Annotated in this window: 2 protein-coding genes; both read right to left on the bottom strand. The window is 74.5% G+C overall.

All coding sequences use genetic code 11. From position 1 onward, the window contains the following. Positions 1-23: 23 nt before the first annotated feature. Complete coding sequence (locus ACLJPY_RS38760; protein ID WP_410595966.1) at positions 24-5,279, bottom strand: beta-ketoacyl synthase N-terminal-like domain-containing protein; 5,256 nt, start codon at positions 5,277-5,279, stop codon at positions 24-26. A gap of 10 nt (positions 5,280-5,289) precedes the next feature. Next, entirely contained in the window at positions 5,290-20,376 is a 15,087-nt protein-coding gene (locus tag ACLJPY_RS38755) for an SDR family NAD(P)-dependent oxidoreductase (protein WP_410595965.1), read from the bottom strand. Positions 20,377-20,383: the final 7 nt, after the last annotated feature.

The following is a 20,383-nucleotide window of genomic DNA, read 5'->3' as shown; positions in this document are numbered from 1 at the left end:
GAAGTCTCACGTGTGCTTGCTTTTCAGTCGAGCCCGTCGACGAGGGCGAACAGCTCCTCGTCGCTGGCCGTGTCGAGATCGTCGGTGCTCGGACGGGCCTCGGCGGCCTTGAGCAGTTCGCGCAGCCGGACGGCGATCCGGTCGCCGTCCGAGGCGCCGGCGGCCGCGATGGCCGCCTCCAGCCCGGCGAGCCCGGCCAGCACCGCGTCGGCCGGTGACGCTTCCTCGACGGCGAGTTCCGTCCGCAGGTGCCGGGCCAGCACCAGCGGGTTCGGGTGGTCGAAGACGAGCGTCGCGGGCAGTTTCAGGCCGGTCGCCTCGCGCAGCCGGTTGCGCAGTTCCACCGACGTCAGCGAGTCGAACCCGGCGTCCTTGAAGGCGGCGTCGGCGCGGACGCCGGAGCTGTCGGCGTGCCCGAGCACGACCGCGACCTGGCCGCGGACGAGGTCGAGCAGCAGTGCTTCCTGTTCGGCCACCGTCAGCCCGGCCAGCTTGGCGGCCAGGCCGCCGTGCTCGCCGGACGCCGTGCGGGCCGCCTGCCGGGCCACGCGGACCAGGCCGCGCAGCAAGTGCGGCACGGTGCCGCCGCCGGCCGCGTCGGCCCGCACCTCGCGCAGGTCGAGCTCGATCGGCACCAGCAGCGCCTGCCCGGCGGACAGGGCGGCGTCGAACAGCTCCATGCCCTCGGCCGACCCGAGCGCCCGGACACCGCCGCGGCCCTCGCGCCGGCTCATCCGGGACAGCGTGAGGTCGTCGATGGTGTCCGCCATGCCGGTGAGCTGCTCCCACGGACCCCAGGCCAGGGACAGCCCGGGCCGGCCCGCCGCGCGGCGGGCGGTCATCAGGCCGTCGAGGAAGGCGTTCGCCGCCGCGTACCCGCCGCTGCCCGCGCCCATGAAGATCGAGGAGGCGGACGAGTAGGCGATGAACGCGTCGAGGTCCAGCTCGCGGGTCAGCTCGTCGAGGTGCCGAACGGCATCGACCTTGGGGGCGAAGACCTTGGCCAGCCGCTCCCGGGTCAGTGCCCCGGTGACACCGGCGTCGAACACGCCCGCCGTGTGCACGACCGCGGTGATCGGGTGCGCCTCGAGCAGCGCCGCCACCTGGTCCCGGTCGGAAACGTCACAGGCCACCACGGAAACCGACGCGCCCTGCCCGGTCAGCTCGGTGACGAGGTCTTCGACGCCCTCGGCGTCCCGCCCGCGCCGGCTGGCCAGGACCAGGCGCCGGACGCCGTGCCGGGTGACCAGAGCGCGGGCGGCCAGCGCACCCAGCGTCCCGCCGCCGGAGACGAGGACCGTCCCTTCCGGACGGAACGTCAGGGGCGCTTCGGCCGCTTCGGTGGCACGGGCGAGCCGGGGCACCGAGAAGGTGTTGCCGCGCAACGCGAGCTGCGGCTCGCCGGTCGCCAGCACCGCGTCCAGCGGCACCTCGCCGTCGGTGTCGAGCAGGACGATCCGGTCCGGGTTCTCCGACTGGGCGGCGCGGACCAGGCCCCACACCGCGGCCCCGGCGGGATCGGTCACCTCGCGCACGGCGCCGCGGGTCACCACGACCAGCCGGGCTTCTTCCGCCGCGTCGGTGAGGAACGCCTGCACGGCTTCCAGCACCCGCGCGGTCAGGTCCAGGGGTTCCCCGCCGGAGGCTTCGAGCACCTCGGCCGGGCCCGACGGCCCCGCACCGTCCACAGTGGCCAGTTCGGTCCAGTCGACCCGGTACAGCGAGCTGGTGCGGGTCGTGTCGAGCTGGTCGAGCGCGACCTCGCGCAGGATCAGCGAGTCCATGGTCAGGACCGGGGCGCCGGTCTCGTCGGCGGCCTCGACGGTCAGCGCGTCCGGCCCGCCGGGCGCGACCCGGACCCGCAGGCCCGCGGCGCCCACAGCGTGCAGCGCCAGCCGGTTCCACGAGAACGGCATGACGGACTTGCCGGGCCGGCCGGACGCGGCCGCGGCGATCGTGCCGGTCTGCAGGGCGGCGTCGAGCAACGCCGGGTGCAGGCCGAACCGGGCGGCGTCCTCCCGCCGGTCCGCGGGCAGGGCGATCTCGGCGAACACCTCGTCCCCGCGCTGCCAGACGGCCTGCACGCCCTGGAACAGCGGCCCGTACGCGTACCCGCGCTCGGCGAGGTCGTCGTAGAAGCCGCCGATTTCGACGCGCTGCGCGCCCGCCGGCGGCCACGCGCTGAAGTCGAACCCGTCGGTGCGACCCGGCGTCGCCGAGACGACGCCGGTCGCGTGCCGCGTCCACTCTTCGTCGCGCCGGGAATGGACTTCCACCGTGCGCGAGCCGTTCTGGTCCGGGCCGCTCACCGTGACCTGGACGTTCACCCCGCCCTGCGGGGGCACGACGAGCGGCGCCTCCGTGACGAGTTCGTCCAGCACCGGGCAGCCGGCTTCGTCACCGGCCCGCACGGCCAGCTCGACCAGCCCGGTACCGGGGAAGAGCACCACCCCGCCGATCGTGTGGTCGGCCAGCCAGGGGTGCGTCCGCAGCGACAGCCGCGAGGTGAACACCAGGCCGCCGGTCCGCGGCACCTCGACGAGCGCGCCGAGCAGCGGGTGCCCGGCCGGGGCCTGGCCGAGCGAGACGGCGTCGGCCTGCTCGGCCGGCCGGAGCCAGAAGTGCCGGTGGTCGAAGGCGTACGTCGGGAGGGCGGCGCGGGCGGGCGGCACCAGTGCGGCCCAGTCGACCGGCACACCGCGCACGAACAGCTCGGCCACCGACGTCAGGAGCCGCCGCGAACCGCCGTCGTCGCGCCGCAGGGTCCCGGTGACGACGACGTCCGCGAGTTCGCTGATCGGTTGCACGAGCACCGGGTGGGCACTGACCTCGACGAACACGCCGTGGCCCTGCCCGATCAGCGCGGCCACGGCCGGGCCGAACCCGACCTGGTTGCGCAGGTTCCGGTACCAGTACCCGCCGTCCAGGACTCCGGCTTCGGCGATCCACTCGCCGGTGACGGTCGAGAAGAACGGCACGACCGGCGCCTGCGCGGTGATCCCGGCCAGTGCCTCGGCGAGGGTGTCGCGGATGTCTTCGACGTGCCGGGTGTGCGACGCGTAGTCCACGGCGACCTGCCGGACGCGGACGCCGTCCCCGGCCAGCACTTCCAGAGCTTCGTTCAGGGCCTGGGCGTCCCCGGCGATCACGACCGACGCAGGTCCGTTGACCGCGGCCACCTCGATGCGTCCGTCCCACAGCGCCAGCCGCGCGTTCGCCTCGGCTTCGCCCAGCGCGACCGAGGCCATCCCGCCGCGGCCGGACAGCTTCGCCGCGATCGCCTGGCTGCGCAGGGCCACCACCTTCGCGGCGTCGTCCAGCGTCAAGGCGCCCGACACGCACGCGGCCGCGATCTCGCCCTGCGAGTGCCCGACCACGGCGTCCGGCCGGACCCCGACGGACTCCCACACCGCGGCCAGGCCCACCATCACCGCGAAGCACGCGGGCTGCAGCACGTCGACCCGGTCGAGGTCGCCCTCGCCGTGCAGGACGTCGAGCAGCGACCAGCCGGTCCAGGGATCCAGCGCGGCCGCGCACTCCTTGATCCGCCCGGCGAACACCGGCGAGGATTCGAGCAGCTCACGGCCCATCCCGGCCCACTGCGTCCCCTGGCCGGGGAACACCCACACGACCTTGCCCGGCTTGCCCGCGCTGCCGGTCACGACACCGGGCGCGGCCTCGCCGCGGGCCAGCGCGCCCAGCCCCGCGCGGGCTTCCCCGGCCGAACCGGCCACGACGACCGCGCGCTCTTCGAGCAGCGCCCGACCGGACACCAGGGCACCGGCGAGCGTCCCGAGCGGCAGGTCCACGCCGGTCAGCCGGGCGGCCTGCCCGGCCAGGGAAGCCGTGCTGCGCGCGGAAACCACCAGCGGCACGACGTCCGCGGCCACCGGCTCCGGGGCCGCGGGTTCTTCGGGTGCTTCCTCGATGATCAGGTGCACGTTCGTGCCGCTGACGCCGAAGGACGACACCCCGGCCCGGCGCGGCCGGTCGCCGCGCGGCCAGTCCCGGCCCTCCGTCAGCAGCTCGACCGCGCCTTCGGTCCAGTCCACCTGCGCGGTCGGCTCGTCGACGTGCAGGGTCGGCGGCATGACGCCGTGCCGCAGCGCCTGCACGACCTTGAGCACGCTCGCCACGCCCGCGGCCGCCTGCGTGTGCCCGATGTTCGACTTCAGCGACCCGAGCCACAACGGCGTCTCACGGTCCTGGCCGTAGGTGGCCAGCAGCGCCTGCGCCTCGATGGGGTCTCCCAGGCTCGTCGCGGTCCCGTGGGCCTCGACGAGGTCCACATCGGACGGTCCGAGCCCGGCGTTCGCCAGCGCGGCCCGGATCACGCGCTGCTGCGAAGGGCCGTTCGGCGCGGTCAGGCCGTTGGACGCGCCGTCCTGGTTGACCGCGCTGCCGCGCAGCACGGCCAGGACGTGGTGCCCGCGCTCGCGGGCCACCGACAGCCGTTCGAGGACGACGACGCTGATGCCCTCGGCGAGCACCATGCCGTCGGCGCCCGAGGCGAACGCCTTGCAGCGGCCGTCGGAGGCCAGGCCGCGCTGCCGGGAGAACACGACGAAGGAGTCGGGGCCGGACATCACCATCGCGCCACTGGCCAGTGCCATCGAGCAGTCGCCCTGGCGCAGCGCCTGCGCGGCGAGGTGCATGGCGACCAGCGACGACGAGCACGCCGTGTCGATCGTGACCGCCGGGCCCTCGAACCCGAAGACGTAGGACACCCGGCCCGACGCCACGCTCGAGGCCAGCCCGGTGCCCGCGAAGCTTTCCATCTCCGGCGCGGTCAGGCCGCCGCCGTAGCCCGAGCCGCCGGCGCCGGTGAACACGCCGACGTCGGTGCCCTGCAACGACGTCGGGTCGAGGCCGACGCTTTCGAGGGCTTCCCAGGACGCTTCCAGCAGCAGCCGCTGCTGGGGGTCCATGGCCAGGGCCTCGCGCGGCGAGATGCCGAAGAAGGCCGGGTCGAACAGGGCCGCGTCGTGCAGGAAGCCGCCCCGGTCGGTGTACGACGTCCCCGCGTGTTCGGGGTCCGGGTCGAACAGGTTCTCCAGGTCCCAGCCGCGGTCGTCGGGGAACCCGGACACGGCGTCGCGGCCTTCGGCCACCAGCCGCCAGAGCTCGTCCGGGCCGGTGATGCCACCGGGCAGCCGGCAGGCCATGCCGACGATCGCGATCGGCTCACGGGCGGCGTCGACCTGCTTCTTCAGCGTGCCGACCTCGCCGAGGGACTTCCGCAGCGCCTCGACGACCTTTTCATACGACGCACTCACCACTTGCTCCCCATCACTCGTCGCCGAAAGCCAGTTGGACGAGGTCGTCGACGCCGAGCTCGGCGATCGACGGTTCCTCGGTCGTGGCGGACGCCAGTACGTGCCGCAGCCGGTCGTCGTCGTGCCCGTTCCCGTGCCCGTTGTGCCCGTTGCTTTCCGGGACCAGCCGCGCGCTGAGGTAGCGGGCGACGGCCAAGGGGTTCGGGTAGTCGAAGACCAGCGTCGCGGGCAGTTTCAGCCCGGTCGCCTCGCGCAGCCGGTTGCGCAGTTCCACCGACGTCAGCGAGTCGAACCCGGTGTCCTTGAACGCCGTGTCCGCGCGGACCGCGTCCGGCCCGTCGTACCCGAGCACGACCGCGACCTGCCCGCGCACCAGGTCGACGAGCCGCGCCTCCCGCTCGGCCGGGGCGAGCCCGGCCAGCCCGGGGTCCACAGTGGACGTCGTACGGGCCTGGGTCCGGCTCGGCCGCACCAGGCCGCGGAACAGCACCGGCACCGTGCCCGCCCGCATCGCGGCGAGGTCGAGCTTGATCGGCACGAGCAGCGGCTCGGCCGTCCGCAGGCCGAGGTCGAACAGCGCCAGGCCCTCGGCCCGGGTCAGTTCCAGGACGCCGTTGCGGCTCGCCCGTGCGTGGTCGACGTCGCTGAGGTGGGCGGCCATGCCGCCACTGCGTTCCCAGAGGCCCCACGCGAGGGACAGGCCGGGCCGGCCCGCCGCCCGGCGACGGACCATCGCCGCGTCCAGGTAGGCGTTCGCCGCCGCGTACGGGCCCTGGCCACCGCCGCCCATGACACCGGCGACGGAGGAGAACACGACGAACGCGCCGAGGTCCCGGTCGCGGGTCAGCTCGTCGAGGTGCGTCACCGCATCGACCTTCGCCGCGTAGACGTTCGCCAGCTGCTCGGGGGTCAGCGCCTCGATCACGCCGTCCTCGAAGACGCCGGCGGTGTGCACCACCCCGGTCAGCTCCGGCAGGTCCGCCAGCAGGGCGGCCACCTGGTCACGATCCGAAACGTCGCAGGCCACGAAGGACACGTCCGCGTCGGGCAGGTCGCTGATCAGGTCCTTCGCGCCGTCGGCGTCCAGGCCCTGCCGGCTCGCCAGGACGAGTTTCCGCACGCCGTGCCGGGTCACCAGGTGCCGGGCGACCAGCGTGCCCAGCGATCCGGCGCCCGAGACCAGCACCGTCCCGTCCGGGTCGAACGCGGCGGGCGTGTCCGCGATCCGGGTGGCGCGGGCCAGCCGGGGCACCAGGAGGGTCGTGCCGCGGACCGCGAGCTGCGGCTCGCCCGAGGCCAGGACGGCGGCCAAGGGGAGTTCGCCGTCGGTGTCCAGCAGGACGATCCGGTCCGGGTGTTCCGCCTGGGCGGAGCGGACCAGGCCCCACACCGCCGCCGCGGCGGGGTCGGTCAGCGTGTGGTCGCCCCCGGCGGGCACGGCCCCGCGCGTGACGACGACCAGGCGTTCCGCTTCGGGTCCGGCCAGCCACGCCTGGAGCTTCTCCAGCACGCGGGTGGTCGCCGCCAATGCGGACTCGCCCCCGGCGACCTCCAGGACTTCGGCGTCCTCTGTGGTGGTCGACCGGCCCACGGGGAGCTCGGTCCAGTCGACGCGGAACAGCGCGTCGTGGCCCGCGTCGGCCGCGGCGCCCAGCTGCGCGGCCGAAACCGGCCGGGACACCAGCGACTCCATGGTCAGGACCAGGCCGCCGGTTTCGTCGGCGGCCGCGACCGACAGCGCGTCCGGGCCACTCGGCGAAAGCCGAACGCGCAGGGCCGACGCACCGGCGGCGTGCAGGACCAGGCCGTTCCACGCGAAGGCGAGCACCGGCTCGCCGGGCTCGTCCGAGCCGCCGACCGTCGCGGCCTGCAGGGCCGCGTCGAGCAGTGCCGGGTGGACGCCGAAGCGGCCCGCGTCCTTGCGCAGGTCTTCGGGCAGGGCGACCTCGGCGAAGACATCGCCGTCGCGCCGCCACACCGCCCGCAGGCCCTGGAACGCCGGCCCATAGCCGTACCCGCGCTCGGCGAGGTCGGTGTAGAAGGTCTCGACGTCGACGCGCTCGGCGTCCGCGGGCGGCCAGACCCCGAAGTCGAACCCCGGGTCCTGGGCGGGAGCCGACGACAACGCACCGGTGGCGTGCCGCGTCCAGCTCCCGGTGCCGCCGTCGCGCCGGGAGTAGATGTCGACCGTGCGTGCGCCGGTCTCGTCCGGGCCGCTCAGCGCGACCTGGACGCGGACCGCGCCCTCGGCGGGCACGACCAGCGGCGCCTCGATGATCAACTCGTCGAGGGCGGTGCACCCGGCCTCGTCACCGGCCCGCACGGCCAGCTCGGCCAGCCCGGAGCCCGGCAGGATCACCACGCCGCCGACCGCGTGGCCGGCCAGCCACGGGTGCGTCCGCACCGACAGCCGCGAGGTGAACACCAGCCCGTCGGACTGCGGCAGCTCGACGACCGCGCCCAGCAGCGGGTGGTCGGCGGCCGCCTGGCCCAGCGAGGCCGCGTCGGTCGCGGACTCGGCGGGCCGCAGCCAGTAGTGCCGGTGGTCGAAGGCGTACTTGGGCAGGTCGACGCGCGCGGCCGTGCTCGGCAGGACCGCGGTCCAGTCGAGCGCGACTCCCCGCACGAACAGCTCGGCCATCGACGTCAGCAGCCTCCGCAGACCGCCGTCCTCGCGCCGCAGCGATCCGGTGACCACGGCGTCGTCGCTGAGTTCGCTGAGCGGCTGGACCAGCACCGGGTGCGCGCTGACTTCGACGAACACGCCGTGGCCCTGGCGCACGAGCTCGGCCACTGCCGGGCCGAACCCGACCTGGTTGCGCAGGTTCCGGTACCAGTAGCCGCCGTCGACGACCCCGGCCTCGGTGATCCAGGCACCGGTGAGCGTGGAGAAGAACGGCACCTTCGGGGCCTGCGCCGCGATCCCGGCCAGTGCCTCGGCGAGGAGGTCCTCGATGGCTTCGACCTGGTTGGTGTGCGAGCCGTAGTCCACGGCCACCCGCCGGACGCGGACGTCCCGAGCGGACAACGCTTCGACGACCTCGTCGAGGGCCCCGGCTTCGCCCGCGATCACCACGGACGTGGGGCTGTTGACCGCGGCCACCTGGACCCGGTCGGCCCACGGCGCCAGCCACGCGGTCGCGTCTTCTTCGCTCAGCGCGACCGAGGCCATGCCGCCGCGGCCGGCCAGCCGGGTGGCGATCGCCTGGCTGCGCAGGGCCACGACCTTGGCTGCGTCCGGCAGCGACAGCGCCCCGGACACGCAGGCCGCGGCGATCTCGCCCTGCGAGTGCCCGACCACGGCGTCCGGCCGGACGCCCACGGACTCCCACACCGCGGCGAGGCCGACCATCATCGCGAAGCTCGCGGGCTGCACGACGTCGACGCGGTCCAGCAGGTCGGCGTCGCCGCGCAGGACGTCGAGCAGCGACCAGTCGATCCACGGCTCCAGCGCGGCCGCGCACTCGGCGACCCGCTCGGCGAACACCGGCGAGGAGTCCAGCAGCTCCCGGCCCATCCCGGCCCACTGCGAACCCTGGCCCGGGAACACCCACACCAGCTTGCCCGGCGAACCGGCCCGCCCGGTGACCACCGCGGCGGTGTCCTCCCCGCGGGCCAGCGCCTCCAAGCCCGTCACGGCTTCTTCGCGGGAACCCGCGACGACGACCGCTCGCTCGGTCAGCACGGCCCGGTTCGTCACCAGCGCCCGGGCCACGCCCGCCGTCGGCACGTCACCGTCGAGGAGCGAAGCGAGCCGTCCGGCCTGCCCGGCCAGCGAAGGAGTGCTGCGGGCGGAAACCACGACCGGCACCACGGGCACCTCGGGCAGCTTGGACACCTCGGGCACCGGCTCTTCCGCGGGCGCCTCCTCCAGGATCAGGTGCGCGTTCGTGCCGCTGACGCCGAACGCGGACACCCCGGCCCGGCGCGGGCGGCCGTTGCGCGGCCACTCGCGAGCCTCGGTAAGCAGCTCGACCGCCCCGGCCGACCAGTCCACCTCGGGGGTCGGCTCGTCGACGTGCAGCGTCGGCGGCAGGACCTCGTGCCGCAGCGCCTGGACCATCTTGATCACGCCCGCGACCCCGGCGGCCGCCTGCGCGTGCCCGATGTTCGACTTCAGCGACCCGAGCCACAACGGCGTCTCACGGTTCTGGCCGTAGGTGGCCAGCAGGGCCTGCGCCTCGATCGGGTCACCCAGGGTGGTCCCGGTGCCGTGCGCCTCGACGACGTCCACATCGGACGGTGCCAGCCCGGCGCTCACCAGCGCCCGGCGGATCACCCGCTGCTGCGAGGGACCGTTCGGCGCGGTCAGGCCGTTCGACGCACCGTCCTGGTTGACGGCGCTGCCGCTCAGCACGGCCAGGATCCGGTGACCGCGTTCCCGCGCCACCGACAGCCGTTCCAGCACGACGACGCCGACACCTTCGGCCCAGCCAGTGCCGTCGGCCGCGGCGGCGAACGCCTTGCAGCGCCCGTCGACGGCCAGGCCGCGCTGGCGGGAGAACTCCACGAACGCGCCGGGGTTCGCCATCACCGTCGCCCCGCCGGCCAGTGCCATCGAGCACTCGCCCTGGCGCAGCGACTGGGCGGCGAGGTGCATCGCGACCAGCGAAGAGGAGCACGCCGAGTCGATCGTCACCGCCGGGCCTTCGAACCCGAACACGTACGACACGCGGCCCGAAGCCACGCTCGACGACCCGCCGGTGCCCGCGAAGCCCTCCAGCTCCGGGGTGACGACGCTGTCCCCCGGGGCGACGTAACCCTGGCCGAACATGCCGGTGAACACGCCGACGTCGTTGCCCGTCAGAGACAGCGGGTCGACCCCGGCGTCTTCCATGGCCTCCCAGGACGTCTCCAGCAGCAGCCGCTGCTGCGGGTCCATGGCGACGGCCTCGCGCGGCGAGATCCCGAAGAAGCCCGCGTCGAAGAGGCCGGCTTCGTGCAGGAAGCCGCCGTTCCGGGTGTAGGTCTTGCCCGGGCGGGCCGGGTCCGGGTCGTAGAGGCCGTCGGTGTCCCAGCCGCGGTCGGTGGGGAACTCCGAGACCGCGTCCCGGCCCTCGGCGACCAGCCGCCAGAGGTCTTCGGGCCCGGCGACCCCGCCCGGCAGGCGGCACGCCATCCCGACGATGGCGATCGGCTCGTCGAGGTCGGCCTTCGCGGCCGCCGTGACGACCGGCGTCTCCGCCGCGCCACCGAGTTCCTCGCGCAGGTGACGGGCGAGCGCCTGGGGGTTCGGGTAGTCGAAGACCAGCGTGGCGGGCAGCTTGAGCCCGGTGGCGGTCCGCATCCGGTTGCGCAGCTCGACCGCGGTCAGCGAGTCGAACCCGGCGTCCTTGAACGCCGTGTCGACGCGGACGGCGCTCGCGTCGGCGTGCCCGAGCACGGCCGCCACCTGCGCCCGGACCACGTCCAGGAGCAGGGTGAGCTGGTCGGCCGGGGTGAGCCCGGCCAGCCGGCCGGCCAGTCCGCCGTCCACAGTGGACGCGGTGCGGGCCTGCTGACGGCCCGCGCGGACCAGGCCGCGCAGCATGTGGGGCACGGCACCGCCCGCGGCGGCGTCGGCACGCACCCCGCGCAGGTCCAGCTTGGCCGGCACCAGCAGCGGCTCGGCCGAGCCGAGGGCGGCGTCGAACAGGTCCATGCCTTCGGCCTGCGTCATGATCTGCAGGCCGCCGCGGCGGCTCATCCGGGCGCGGGTGGCCTCGTCGGTGTTCGCCGCCATGCCGGTGCTCTGGTCCCACAGGCCCCACGCCAGCGACAGCCCGGGCAGGCCCGCCGCCCGGCGGTTCGCCATCAGGCCGTCCAGGAAGGCGTTGGCGGCGGCGTAGCTGCCGCTGCCCGCGCCCATGAACACCGCGGAAACCGAGGAGTAGACGACGAAGGCGTCGAGGTCGCGGTCGCGAGTCAGCTCGTCGAGGTGCCGGACGGCGTCGACCTTGGGCGCGAACACCCGGGCCAGCCGCTCGCGGTCGAGGGTCTCGATGACGCCGGCGTCGAGGACACCGGCGGTGTGCACCACGGCGGTCGGGCGGTGCTCGTCGAGCAGCGCGGCCACCTGGGCGCGGTCGGAGACATCGCAGGCGACCACGGAGACGTCCGCGGCCAGCTCGGCGACCAGCTCCGCCACGCCGTCAGCGTCCGGGCCGCGCCGGGACGCCAGCACCAGCTTCCGCACGCCGTGCCGTTCGACCAGGCGCCGGGCCACCAGGGCACCGAGCGCACCGGCACCCGAGATCAGGACCGTCCCGTCCGGACGGAACACCGCGTCCTCGCTCTGGTCCGCGCGGGCGATGCGGGGCACGAAGTACTTCCCGCCACGCAGGGCGAGCTGGGGCTCGCCGGAGGCGAGGACCGCGCCGAGCGGCACCTCGCCGTCGGTGTCGAGCAGCACGATCCGGTCCGGGTTCTCCGCCTGCGCGGCCCGCACCAGGCCCCACACGGCGGCACCGGCGGGATCGGTCACGTCGCGGACCGCACCGCGGGTCACCACGACCAGCCGGGCTTCCTCCGCCGCGTCGGCGAGGAACGCCTGCACGGCTTCCAGCACGCGGCTGGTCAGTTCGAGGGGCTCCTCACCGAAGGCTTCGACCACCTCGACCCCGTCGGGCACCGCACTGTCCGCAATGGACACTTCGGTCCAGTCGACCCGGTACAGCGATCCGGCGCGGGTTTTCCCGGCCGAGAGGTCCCGGCCTGTCACCGCATCCGCGGTGAGGACCAGGCCGCCGGTCTCGTCCGCCGCCTGGAGGGCACCGCCGGGCACGAGCCGCACCCGCAGGGCCGAGGCGCCCGCGGCGTGCAGGACCAAGCCGTGCCACTCCGCCGGTTGCTCCTCGTCCGCGAGGAGCGGACGCACGGCCGCGTCCAGCAGCATCGGGTGGATACCGAACGCGCCGGTGTCCTCCGGCACGGTGACCTCGGCGAAGATCTCCTCGCCGCGCCGCCAGCCGCCGTCGACCTGCTGGGCGCCGGCCGGGGGCCAGGCGGTGAAGTCGAACGGCTCGTGCGCCGGAGCCGTGGCGGACAGGTGCCCGGTGGCGTTCCGGGTCCAGTCCTCGTCCCCTTCGCGCTGCGAATACACCTCGACCGTGCGCTCGCCGCTCACCACGACCTGCACACGCAAGCCACCGCTTTCGGGCAGCTCCAACGGCTTTTCGACGATCAGGTCGTCGAGGACCGGGCACCCGGCTTCGTCACCGGCTCGCACGGCCAGCTCGACCAGGGCAGTGCTCGGGACGCCGTCGGCCAGCCACGGGTGCGACCGCACCGAAAGGCGCGCGGTGAAGACCAGGCCGTCGGACTGCGGGAGCGGGAGCACCGCGCCCAGCAGCGGGTGCTCGGCCCCGGCCAGGCCCAGTGCGGGCGCATCGGCCGCGGCGGGCGGGTTGAGCCAGAAGTGCTGGTGGTCGAAGGCGTACGTCGGCAGCTCGACGCGCGCGGGCGGCGCCGTCGTGGCCCAGTCGACCGGGACACCGCGGACGAACAGCTCGGCCATCGAGGTCAGGAGCCGCCGCAGGCCACCGTCCTGGCGCCGGAGCGTCCCGGTGACCACGGCCTCGTCGCTGATGCCGCTGATCGGCTGGACCAGCACCGGGTGGGCACTGACCTCGACGAAGACGCCGTGGCCCTGCTCGATCAGCGCGGCGACGGCCGGGCCGAAGCCGACCTGGTTGCGCAGGTTCCGGTACCAGTAGCCGCCGTCGACGACGCCGGATTCGGTGATCCACTCGCCGGTGACGGTCGAGTAGAACGGCACGACCGGCGCCTGCGCGGTGATCCCGGCCAGTGCCTCGGCGAGGGTGTCGCGGATGTCCTCGACGTGCCGGGTGTGGGACGCGTAGTCCACCGCCACCCGCCGTCCGCCGAGGGCCTCGACGGCCTCGGTGAGCGCTTCGGCGTCCCCGGCGATGACCACCGAGGCCGGGCCGTTGACCGCGGCGATCTCGACGCGGCCCTCCCACGGCGCCAGCCGGGCGGCCACCTCGTCGTGGCCCAGCTGGACCGACGCCATGCCCCCGCGGCCGGACAGCTCCGCCGCGATCGCCTGGCTGCGCAGGGCGACCACCTTCGCGGCGTCCTCAAGGGACAGTGCACCCGAAACGCAGGCCGCGGCGATCTCGCCCTGGGAGTGCCCCAGCACGGCGTCGGGCACGACACCCACCGACGCCCACACGGCAGCCAGCCCCACCATCACCGCGAAACACGCGGGCTGCAGCACATCGACCCGATCCAGGTCGCCTTCGCCGCGCAGGACGTCCAGCAGGGACCAGTCGGTCCACGGCTCCAGCGCAGCCGCGCACTCCTCGATCCGCTCGGCGAAGACCGGGGACACTTCCAGGAGCTCCCGGCCCATCCCGGCCCACTGCGTCCCCTGGCCGGGGAACACCCAGACGGTCCGGCCGGGCATCCCGGCGGTGCCGGTCACCAGGTTCGCCGTGCTCTCGCCGCGGGCGAGCGCGGTCAGGCCCGTCCGGGCCTCCTCGGCCGAGCCCGCCACGACGACGGCCCGGTCGGTCAGCGTCGCGCGGGTCGCCAGCAGCGCACCGGCCACGCGGGTCAGCGAGACGTCCCCGTCGAGGAATTCCGCCAGCCGCGCGGCCTGGCCCGCCAGGGATCCGGTGCTGCGCGCCGAAACGACCACGGGTACCACGCCGTCGGGCGCGTCCGCCTCGGCGGTGTCCTCGGCGGGGGCCTCTTCGAGGATGAGGTGCGCATTGGTGCCGCTGATGCCGAACGACGAGACGCCGGCCCGGCGCGGGTGGCCGTTGCGGGCCCACTCGCGGCCCTCGGTCAGCAGCTCGACCGCGCCCGCGGACCAGTCCACCTGCTTGGTGGGCTCCTGCACGTGCAGGGTCGGCGGCAGCGCGTCGTGCCGCAGCGCCTGGACCATCTTGATGACGGCGGCGACGCCCGCGGCGGCCTGGGTGTGGCCGATGTTCGACTTCAGCGACCCGAGCCACAACGGCGTCTCGCGGTTCTTGCCGTAGGTGGCCAGCAGGGCCTGCGCCTCGATCGGGTCACCGAGCGCGGTGCCGGTGCCGTGCGCCTCGACGACGTCCACTTCGGACGGTTGCAGGCCGGCCGTGGCCAGCGCGCTGCGGATCACCCGCTGCTGCGACGGCCCGTTCGGGGCGGTCAGGCCGTTCGAAGCGCCGTCCTGGTTGACCGCGCTGCCGCGCAGGACCGCCAGCACGCGGTGGCCGCGCTCGCGGGCCACCGAAAGCCGTTCGAGGACGACGATGCCGACACCTTCGGAGAGCACCGTGCCGTCGGCGCCGTCGGCGAACGCCTTGACCCGGCCGTCCTCGGCCATGCCGCGCTGCCGCGACATGCCGATGACGCCGATCGGCGAACCCATCACGGCGACGCCGCCGGCCAGGGCCATCGAGCACTCCCCCGCCCGCAGCGCCTGCGCGGCGAGGTGGATCGCGACCAGCGACGACGAGCACGCGGTGTCGACCGTGACCGCCGGGCCCTCGAACCCGAAGGTGTAGGAGACGCGGCCCGAGGCGACGCTGCCCGCGGTGGCCGTGGTGACGAACCCTTCGAGTTCGGCGGGCATGTTGCTCAGGGACTCGAGGTAGTCGTGGATGGAGACGCCGGAGAAGACGCCGACGGCGTCGCCGCGGGCCTTCGTCGGGTCGATGCCCGCGCGTTCCAGGGCTTCCCAGGACGCCTCCAACAGCAGCCGCTGCTGGGGGTCCATGGCGAGCGCCTCACGCGGCGAAATCCCGAAGAAGCCCGGGTCGAAGTGCGCGGCCTCGTGCAGGAAGCCGCCCTGGCGGATGTACGCCGTGCCGGGGCGCTCCGGGTCGGAGTCGAACAGGCCTTCCAGGTCCCAGCCGCGGTCTTCGGGGAAGGCCGACATGCCGTCGCGGCCTTCGGCGACCATCCGCCAGAGGTCGTCGGGGCTCATGACCCCACCCGGCAGGCGACAGGCCATGCCGACGATGGCGATCGGCTCTCCCGCGTCCGCGGTGGTCGTCACCGGCGTGGCCGGGGCGCCCGCGACCGTCTCGCCCAGTTCTTCGCGCAGGTGCCGGGCGAGCGCCACCGGCGTCGGGTAGTCGAAGACGAGCGTGGCGGGCAGCTTGACGCTCGTCGCCGCGCTCAGCCGGTTGCGCAGCTCGACCGCGGTCAGCGAGTCGAAGCCGAGGTCGCTGAAACCCTTGGTGCCTTGGGCCAGTTCGGGCGCAGCGAAGCCGAGCACCGCGGCCGCCTCGGCCTGGACGATGCCCAGCAGCACCGCTTCCTGCTCCTCGGCGGGGCGTCCGGCGAGCTTCTGGACCAGCCCGCCACCGCCGCTCGCGGCGGCCGTCCGCGTCACCCGGCGGCTCGCGCGGACCAGGCCGCGCAGCAGGTGCGGGACCTCCCCGCCGTTGCGCAGGGTCTTCAGGTCGAGCTTGATCGGCACCAGCAGCGCCTGCTCGGCGGCCAGGCCGATGTCGAAGATGTCCAGGGCCTCGGCGGGGGTCATGGCCAGCACGCCGCCGCGGCTCATCCGGGCCTGGTCGGTCGCGCTGAGGTGGGCGGTCAGGCCGTCGGCCTGCTCCCACAGGCCCCACGCCAGCGAGACGCCCGGCAGGCCCGCCGCGCGGCGCCCGGCCATCAGGCCGTCGAGGAAGGCGTTGGCCGCCGCGTAGTTGCCCTGGCCGGCCGAGCCCATGAGCGCGGCCGCGGAGGAGAACACGACGAAGGCGTCGAGGTCGGTGTCGCGGGTCAGTTCGTCGAGGTGCTGGACGGCGTCGACCTTGGGCGCGAACACCCCGGCCAGCCGCTCCCGGTTCAGGGCCGCGATGACGCCGTCGTCGAGCAGACCGGCCAGGTGCACGACGGCGGTCGGGCGGTGCTCGGCCAGCAGCGCGGCCACCTGGTCGCAGTCGGCGACGTCGCACGCGACCACGGCCACTTCCGCGCCCTGCTCGGTCAGCTCGGTGAGGAGGTCTTCCGCGGCCACGCCCCGGCGACTGGCGAGCACGAGCCGCCGGACGCCGTGCCGCTCGACCAGGTGCTTGGCCACGAGCGCACCCAGCGAGCCGGTGCCGCCGGTGAGCAGCACCGTCCCGTCCGGACGGAACACCGCGGGCGCCTCCGGCACCTCACCGGCGGCCCGGGACAGCCGCGGGACGGAGAAAGTGCCACCGCGCACCGCGATCTGCGGCTCACCGGTGGCCAGCACCGCACCGAGCGGCACCTCGCCGTCGGTGTCCACCAGGATGATCCGGCCGGGGTTTTCGGCCTGGGCAGCCCGGACCAGACCCCACACGGCGGCACCGGCGGGGTCGGTCACCTCGCGGACGGCACCGCGGGTCACCACGACCAGCCGCGCGTCGTCCGCCGCGCCTTCGAGCCACGTCTGCACGGCCGCCAGCACCCGGCTGGTCAGGTCCAGGGGCTCGCCGCCGGCGGCTTCGAGCACCTCGACGTGGTCCGTGGCCACGCTTTCGGCCGCGGGCACGTCGACCCAGTCGAGCTGGAACAACGTGTCGCGCTCTTCGCCCGCCGCCGTCTCCAGCTGCGCGGCCGACACCTCGCGGGACACCAGCGAATCCATGGTGACGACCAGGCCACCGGTCTCGTCGGCGGCCTGGAACGTCAGCGCGTCCGGCCCGCCCGGCGCGACCCGCACCCGCAGGGCCGACGCCCCGACGGCGTGCAGGACCAGGCCGTTCCACGCGAACGGCAGGACGCTGCGGTCGTCATCCGGGTTGGCGAAGGCGTTCGTGTGCAGGGCGGCGTCGAGCAGCGCGGGGTGCAGGCCGAACTTGCCGGCGTCCTCGCGGTGGTCCTCGGGCAGCGCGACCTCGGCGAAGACCTCGCCACCGCGGCGCCAGACCGCCCGCATGCCCTGGAACGCGCCGCTGTAGGCGTACCCGCGTTCGACCAGATCGGAGTAGAAGTTCTCGACGTCGACCGGTTCCGCGCCGGCGGGCGGCCAGGCGGCGAAGTCGAAGCGCTCCGGTTCCCGGGCCGTGGACGCGCCGAGGAGGCCGGTCGCGTGCCGGGTCCAGTCGTCACCGTCTTCCCGCACGGAGAAGACGTCCACCGCGCGCGAGCCGGTCTCGTTCGGGCCGCTCACCGCGACCTGCACGCGGACCCCGCCGCGCTCGGCCAGCACCAGCGGCGCCTCGATGACCAGCTCTTCCAGGACGCCGAAGCCGAGTTCGTCACCGGCGCGCAGCGCGAGGTCGACGTAGACCGTGCCGGGGATCAGCACGACCCCGCCGATCGCGTGCCCGGCGAGCCACGGGTGCGACTGCAGCGACAGCCGCGAGGTGAAGACCAGCCCGTCGGACTGCGGCAGCGGCACGACCGCGCCCAGCAGCGGGTGGTCGGCGCCGGCCAGGCCGAGCGACACCGCGTCGGTCGCCGAATCGCCCATCCGCAGCCAGTAGTGCTGGTGGTCGAAGGCGTACGTCGGCAGGTCGGCGCGCCGGAACGGCGGCAGGACGCCGGCCCAGTCCACGGTCACGCCCCGCACGAAGAGCTCGGCCGCCGAGGCCAGCAGGCGCCGGAGGCCGCCGTCCTCGCGCCGCAGCGTCCCGGTGACCACGGCTTCGCCGTCGTCGACGAGTTCGTTGATCGGCTGGACCAGCACGGGGTGCGCGCTGACCTCGACGAACACCCGGTGGCCCTGCTCGACCAGCTCGGCCACCGCCGGGCCGAACCGCACCTGGCGGCGGAGGTTGCGGTACCAGTAACCGCCGTCGAGCACGTCGGCGTCTTCGACCCAGCCGCCGGTGACGGTCGAGTAGAACGGCACCTGCGGGGCCTGCGCGCGGATCCCGCCGAGCATCTCGGCCAAGGCGTCACGCGCGGCTTCGACGTGCCGGGTGTGGGAGGCGTAGTCCACCGCGACCCGCCGGATCCGGACGCCCTGGTCGTCGAGCGCGTCGAGGGCTTCGTCGAGGGCCTCGGCGTCGCCGGCGATCACCACGGACCGGGGCCCGTTGACCGCCGCGACCTCGACGCGGCCCGCCCACGGCTCGATCCGCGCGGCCGCGTCTTCTTCGCTCAGCGCCACCGAAGCCATGCCGCCGCGGCCGGCCAGCTGGGCGGCGATCGCCTGGCTGCGCAGGGCGACCACCTTCGCGGCGTCGTCCAGCGACAGCGCGCCGGACACGCACGCGGCCGCGATCTCGCCCTGCGAGTGACCGACGACGGCCTCGGGCTCGACGCCGAGCGAAGCCCACACCGCCGCGAGCCCGACCATCACGGCGAAGCTCGCCGGCTGCACGACGTCGACCCGGTCCAGCAGGTCGGCGTCGCCGCGCAGGACGTCGGTCAGCGACCAGTCGACCCACCGGCCGAGCGCGGTCTCGCACTCGGCGATCCGGGCGGCGAACACCGGCGAGGCGTCGAGCAACTCGCGGCCCATCCCGGCCCACTGCGTCCCCTGGCCGGGGAACACCCAGACGACCTTGCCCGGCGCACCCGAGCCGCGGCCGGCGAGCACGCCGGGCGCGCTTTCGCCGCGGGACAGCGCCTGCAGCCCGGTGACGGCCTCTTCGGCCGACCCGGCCACGACGACCGCGCGCTCGCTCAGCACCGCGCGGCCGGACACCAGCGTCCCGGCCACATCGGCCAGCGGCACCTCGTCGGAGACGAACTCCGCCAGCCGACCGGCCTGCGCGGCCAGCGAAGCGGCGGTCGCGGCCGACACGACCAGCGGCACCACTCCCGCCGCCGGCTCGTGCGTCACCGGCTCTTCCTCGGGCGCCTCTTCCAGGATCAGGTGCGCGTTGGTGCCGCTGGCGCCGAACGACGAGATGCCGCCGCGGCGCGGGTGGTCCCCGCGCGGCCATTCCCGGGTCTCGGTCAGCAGCTCGATGGCCCCGGCCGACCAGTCGACCTGCGGGGTCGGCGCGTCCACGTGCAGGGTCGCCGGCAGCTTCCCGTGCCGCAGCGACTGCACCATCTTGATCACGCCGGCCACGCCGGACGCGCCCTGCGTGTGCCCGACGATCGACTTCACCGAGCCGAGCAGGAGCGGCTGCCGCGGGTCGCGGCCCTGGCCGTAGGTGGCCAGCAGCGCCTGGACTTCGATCGGGTCGCCGAGGACCGTGCCGGTGCCGTGGCCCTCGACGGTGTCCACATCGGACGGTGACAGCCCGGCGCTGGCCAGTGCCTTGCGGATGACCCGCTGCTGAGCGGGACCGTTCGGGGCGGTCAGGCCGTTGGACGCGCCGTCCTGGTTGACCGCGCTGCCGCGGATGACGGCGAGGACCTGGTGCCCGCGCTCGCGCGCCACCGACAGCCGTTCCAGCAGGACAACGCCGACACCTTCGGCCCAGCCGGAGCCGTCGGCGGCCGCGGCGTAGGACTTGCAGCGCCCGTCGAAGGCCAGCGCCCGCTGGCGCGCGAAGCCGACGAACCCGCCCGGCGTCGCCATCACGGTCGAGCCACCCGCGAGGGCCATCGAGCATTCGCCACGGCGAAGTGCTTGTGAAGCAAGGTGAATCGCCACCAGCGACGACGAGCACATCGTGTCGACGGTGACGGCGGGGCCTTCGAGGCCGAGCGTGTAGGCGACCCGGCCGGACGCGACGCCGCCCGCGGTGCCCAGCGCGCGCTCCAGGCTCATGAAGCCCTCGAACCCGCTGAGGTCGGGGGCGTAGTCCTGGTGCACGACCCCGGCGTAGACGCCGATGTCGCTGCCCCGCACCGAATGCGGGTCGATGCCCGCGCGTTCGAGGGTCTCCCAGGACACTTCCAGGAGCTGCCGCTGCTGCGGGTCCATGGCCAGCGCCTCGCGCGGCGAGATGCCGAAGAAGCCCGCGTCGAACTGGGCGGCGTCGTGCAGGAAGGCGCCTTCCCGCACGTACGTCGTGCCGGGGTTGTCGGGGTCCGGGTGGTAGAGGCCCTCGACGTCCCAGCCGCGGTCGGCCGGGAAGCCGGTGTAGACGTCGGCGCCTTCGGACACGACCTTCCAGAAGTCCTCCGGGCCGCGGATCCCGCCGGCGTAGCGGCAGGCCATGGAGACGATCGCGATGGGCTCCGCCGCGGCCGCGGCGAGCGCGGCGTTCTCCTGCTGGAGGCGGACGTTCTCCTTCAGCGAGGCGCGCAGTGCGTCAACGATCTGCTCGTTCGGCGCGGACATGTTCTTC

The sequence above is a fragment of the Amycolatopsis sp. lyj-23 genome (genome assembly GCF_046549135.1).
Classification (GTDB): domain Bacteria; phylum Actinomycetota; class Actinomycetes; order Mycobacteriales; family Pseudonocardiaceae; genus Amycolatopsis.
This window is presented reverse-complemented; position numbering and strand designations above follow the sequence as displayed.

Coding starts and splice junctions, on each gene's coding strand:
- ACLJPY_RS38755 (WP_410595965.1), bottom strand. CDS start 20,376: ATGTCCGCGCCGAACGAGCAGATCGTTGACGCACTGCGCGCCTCGCTG.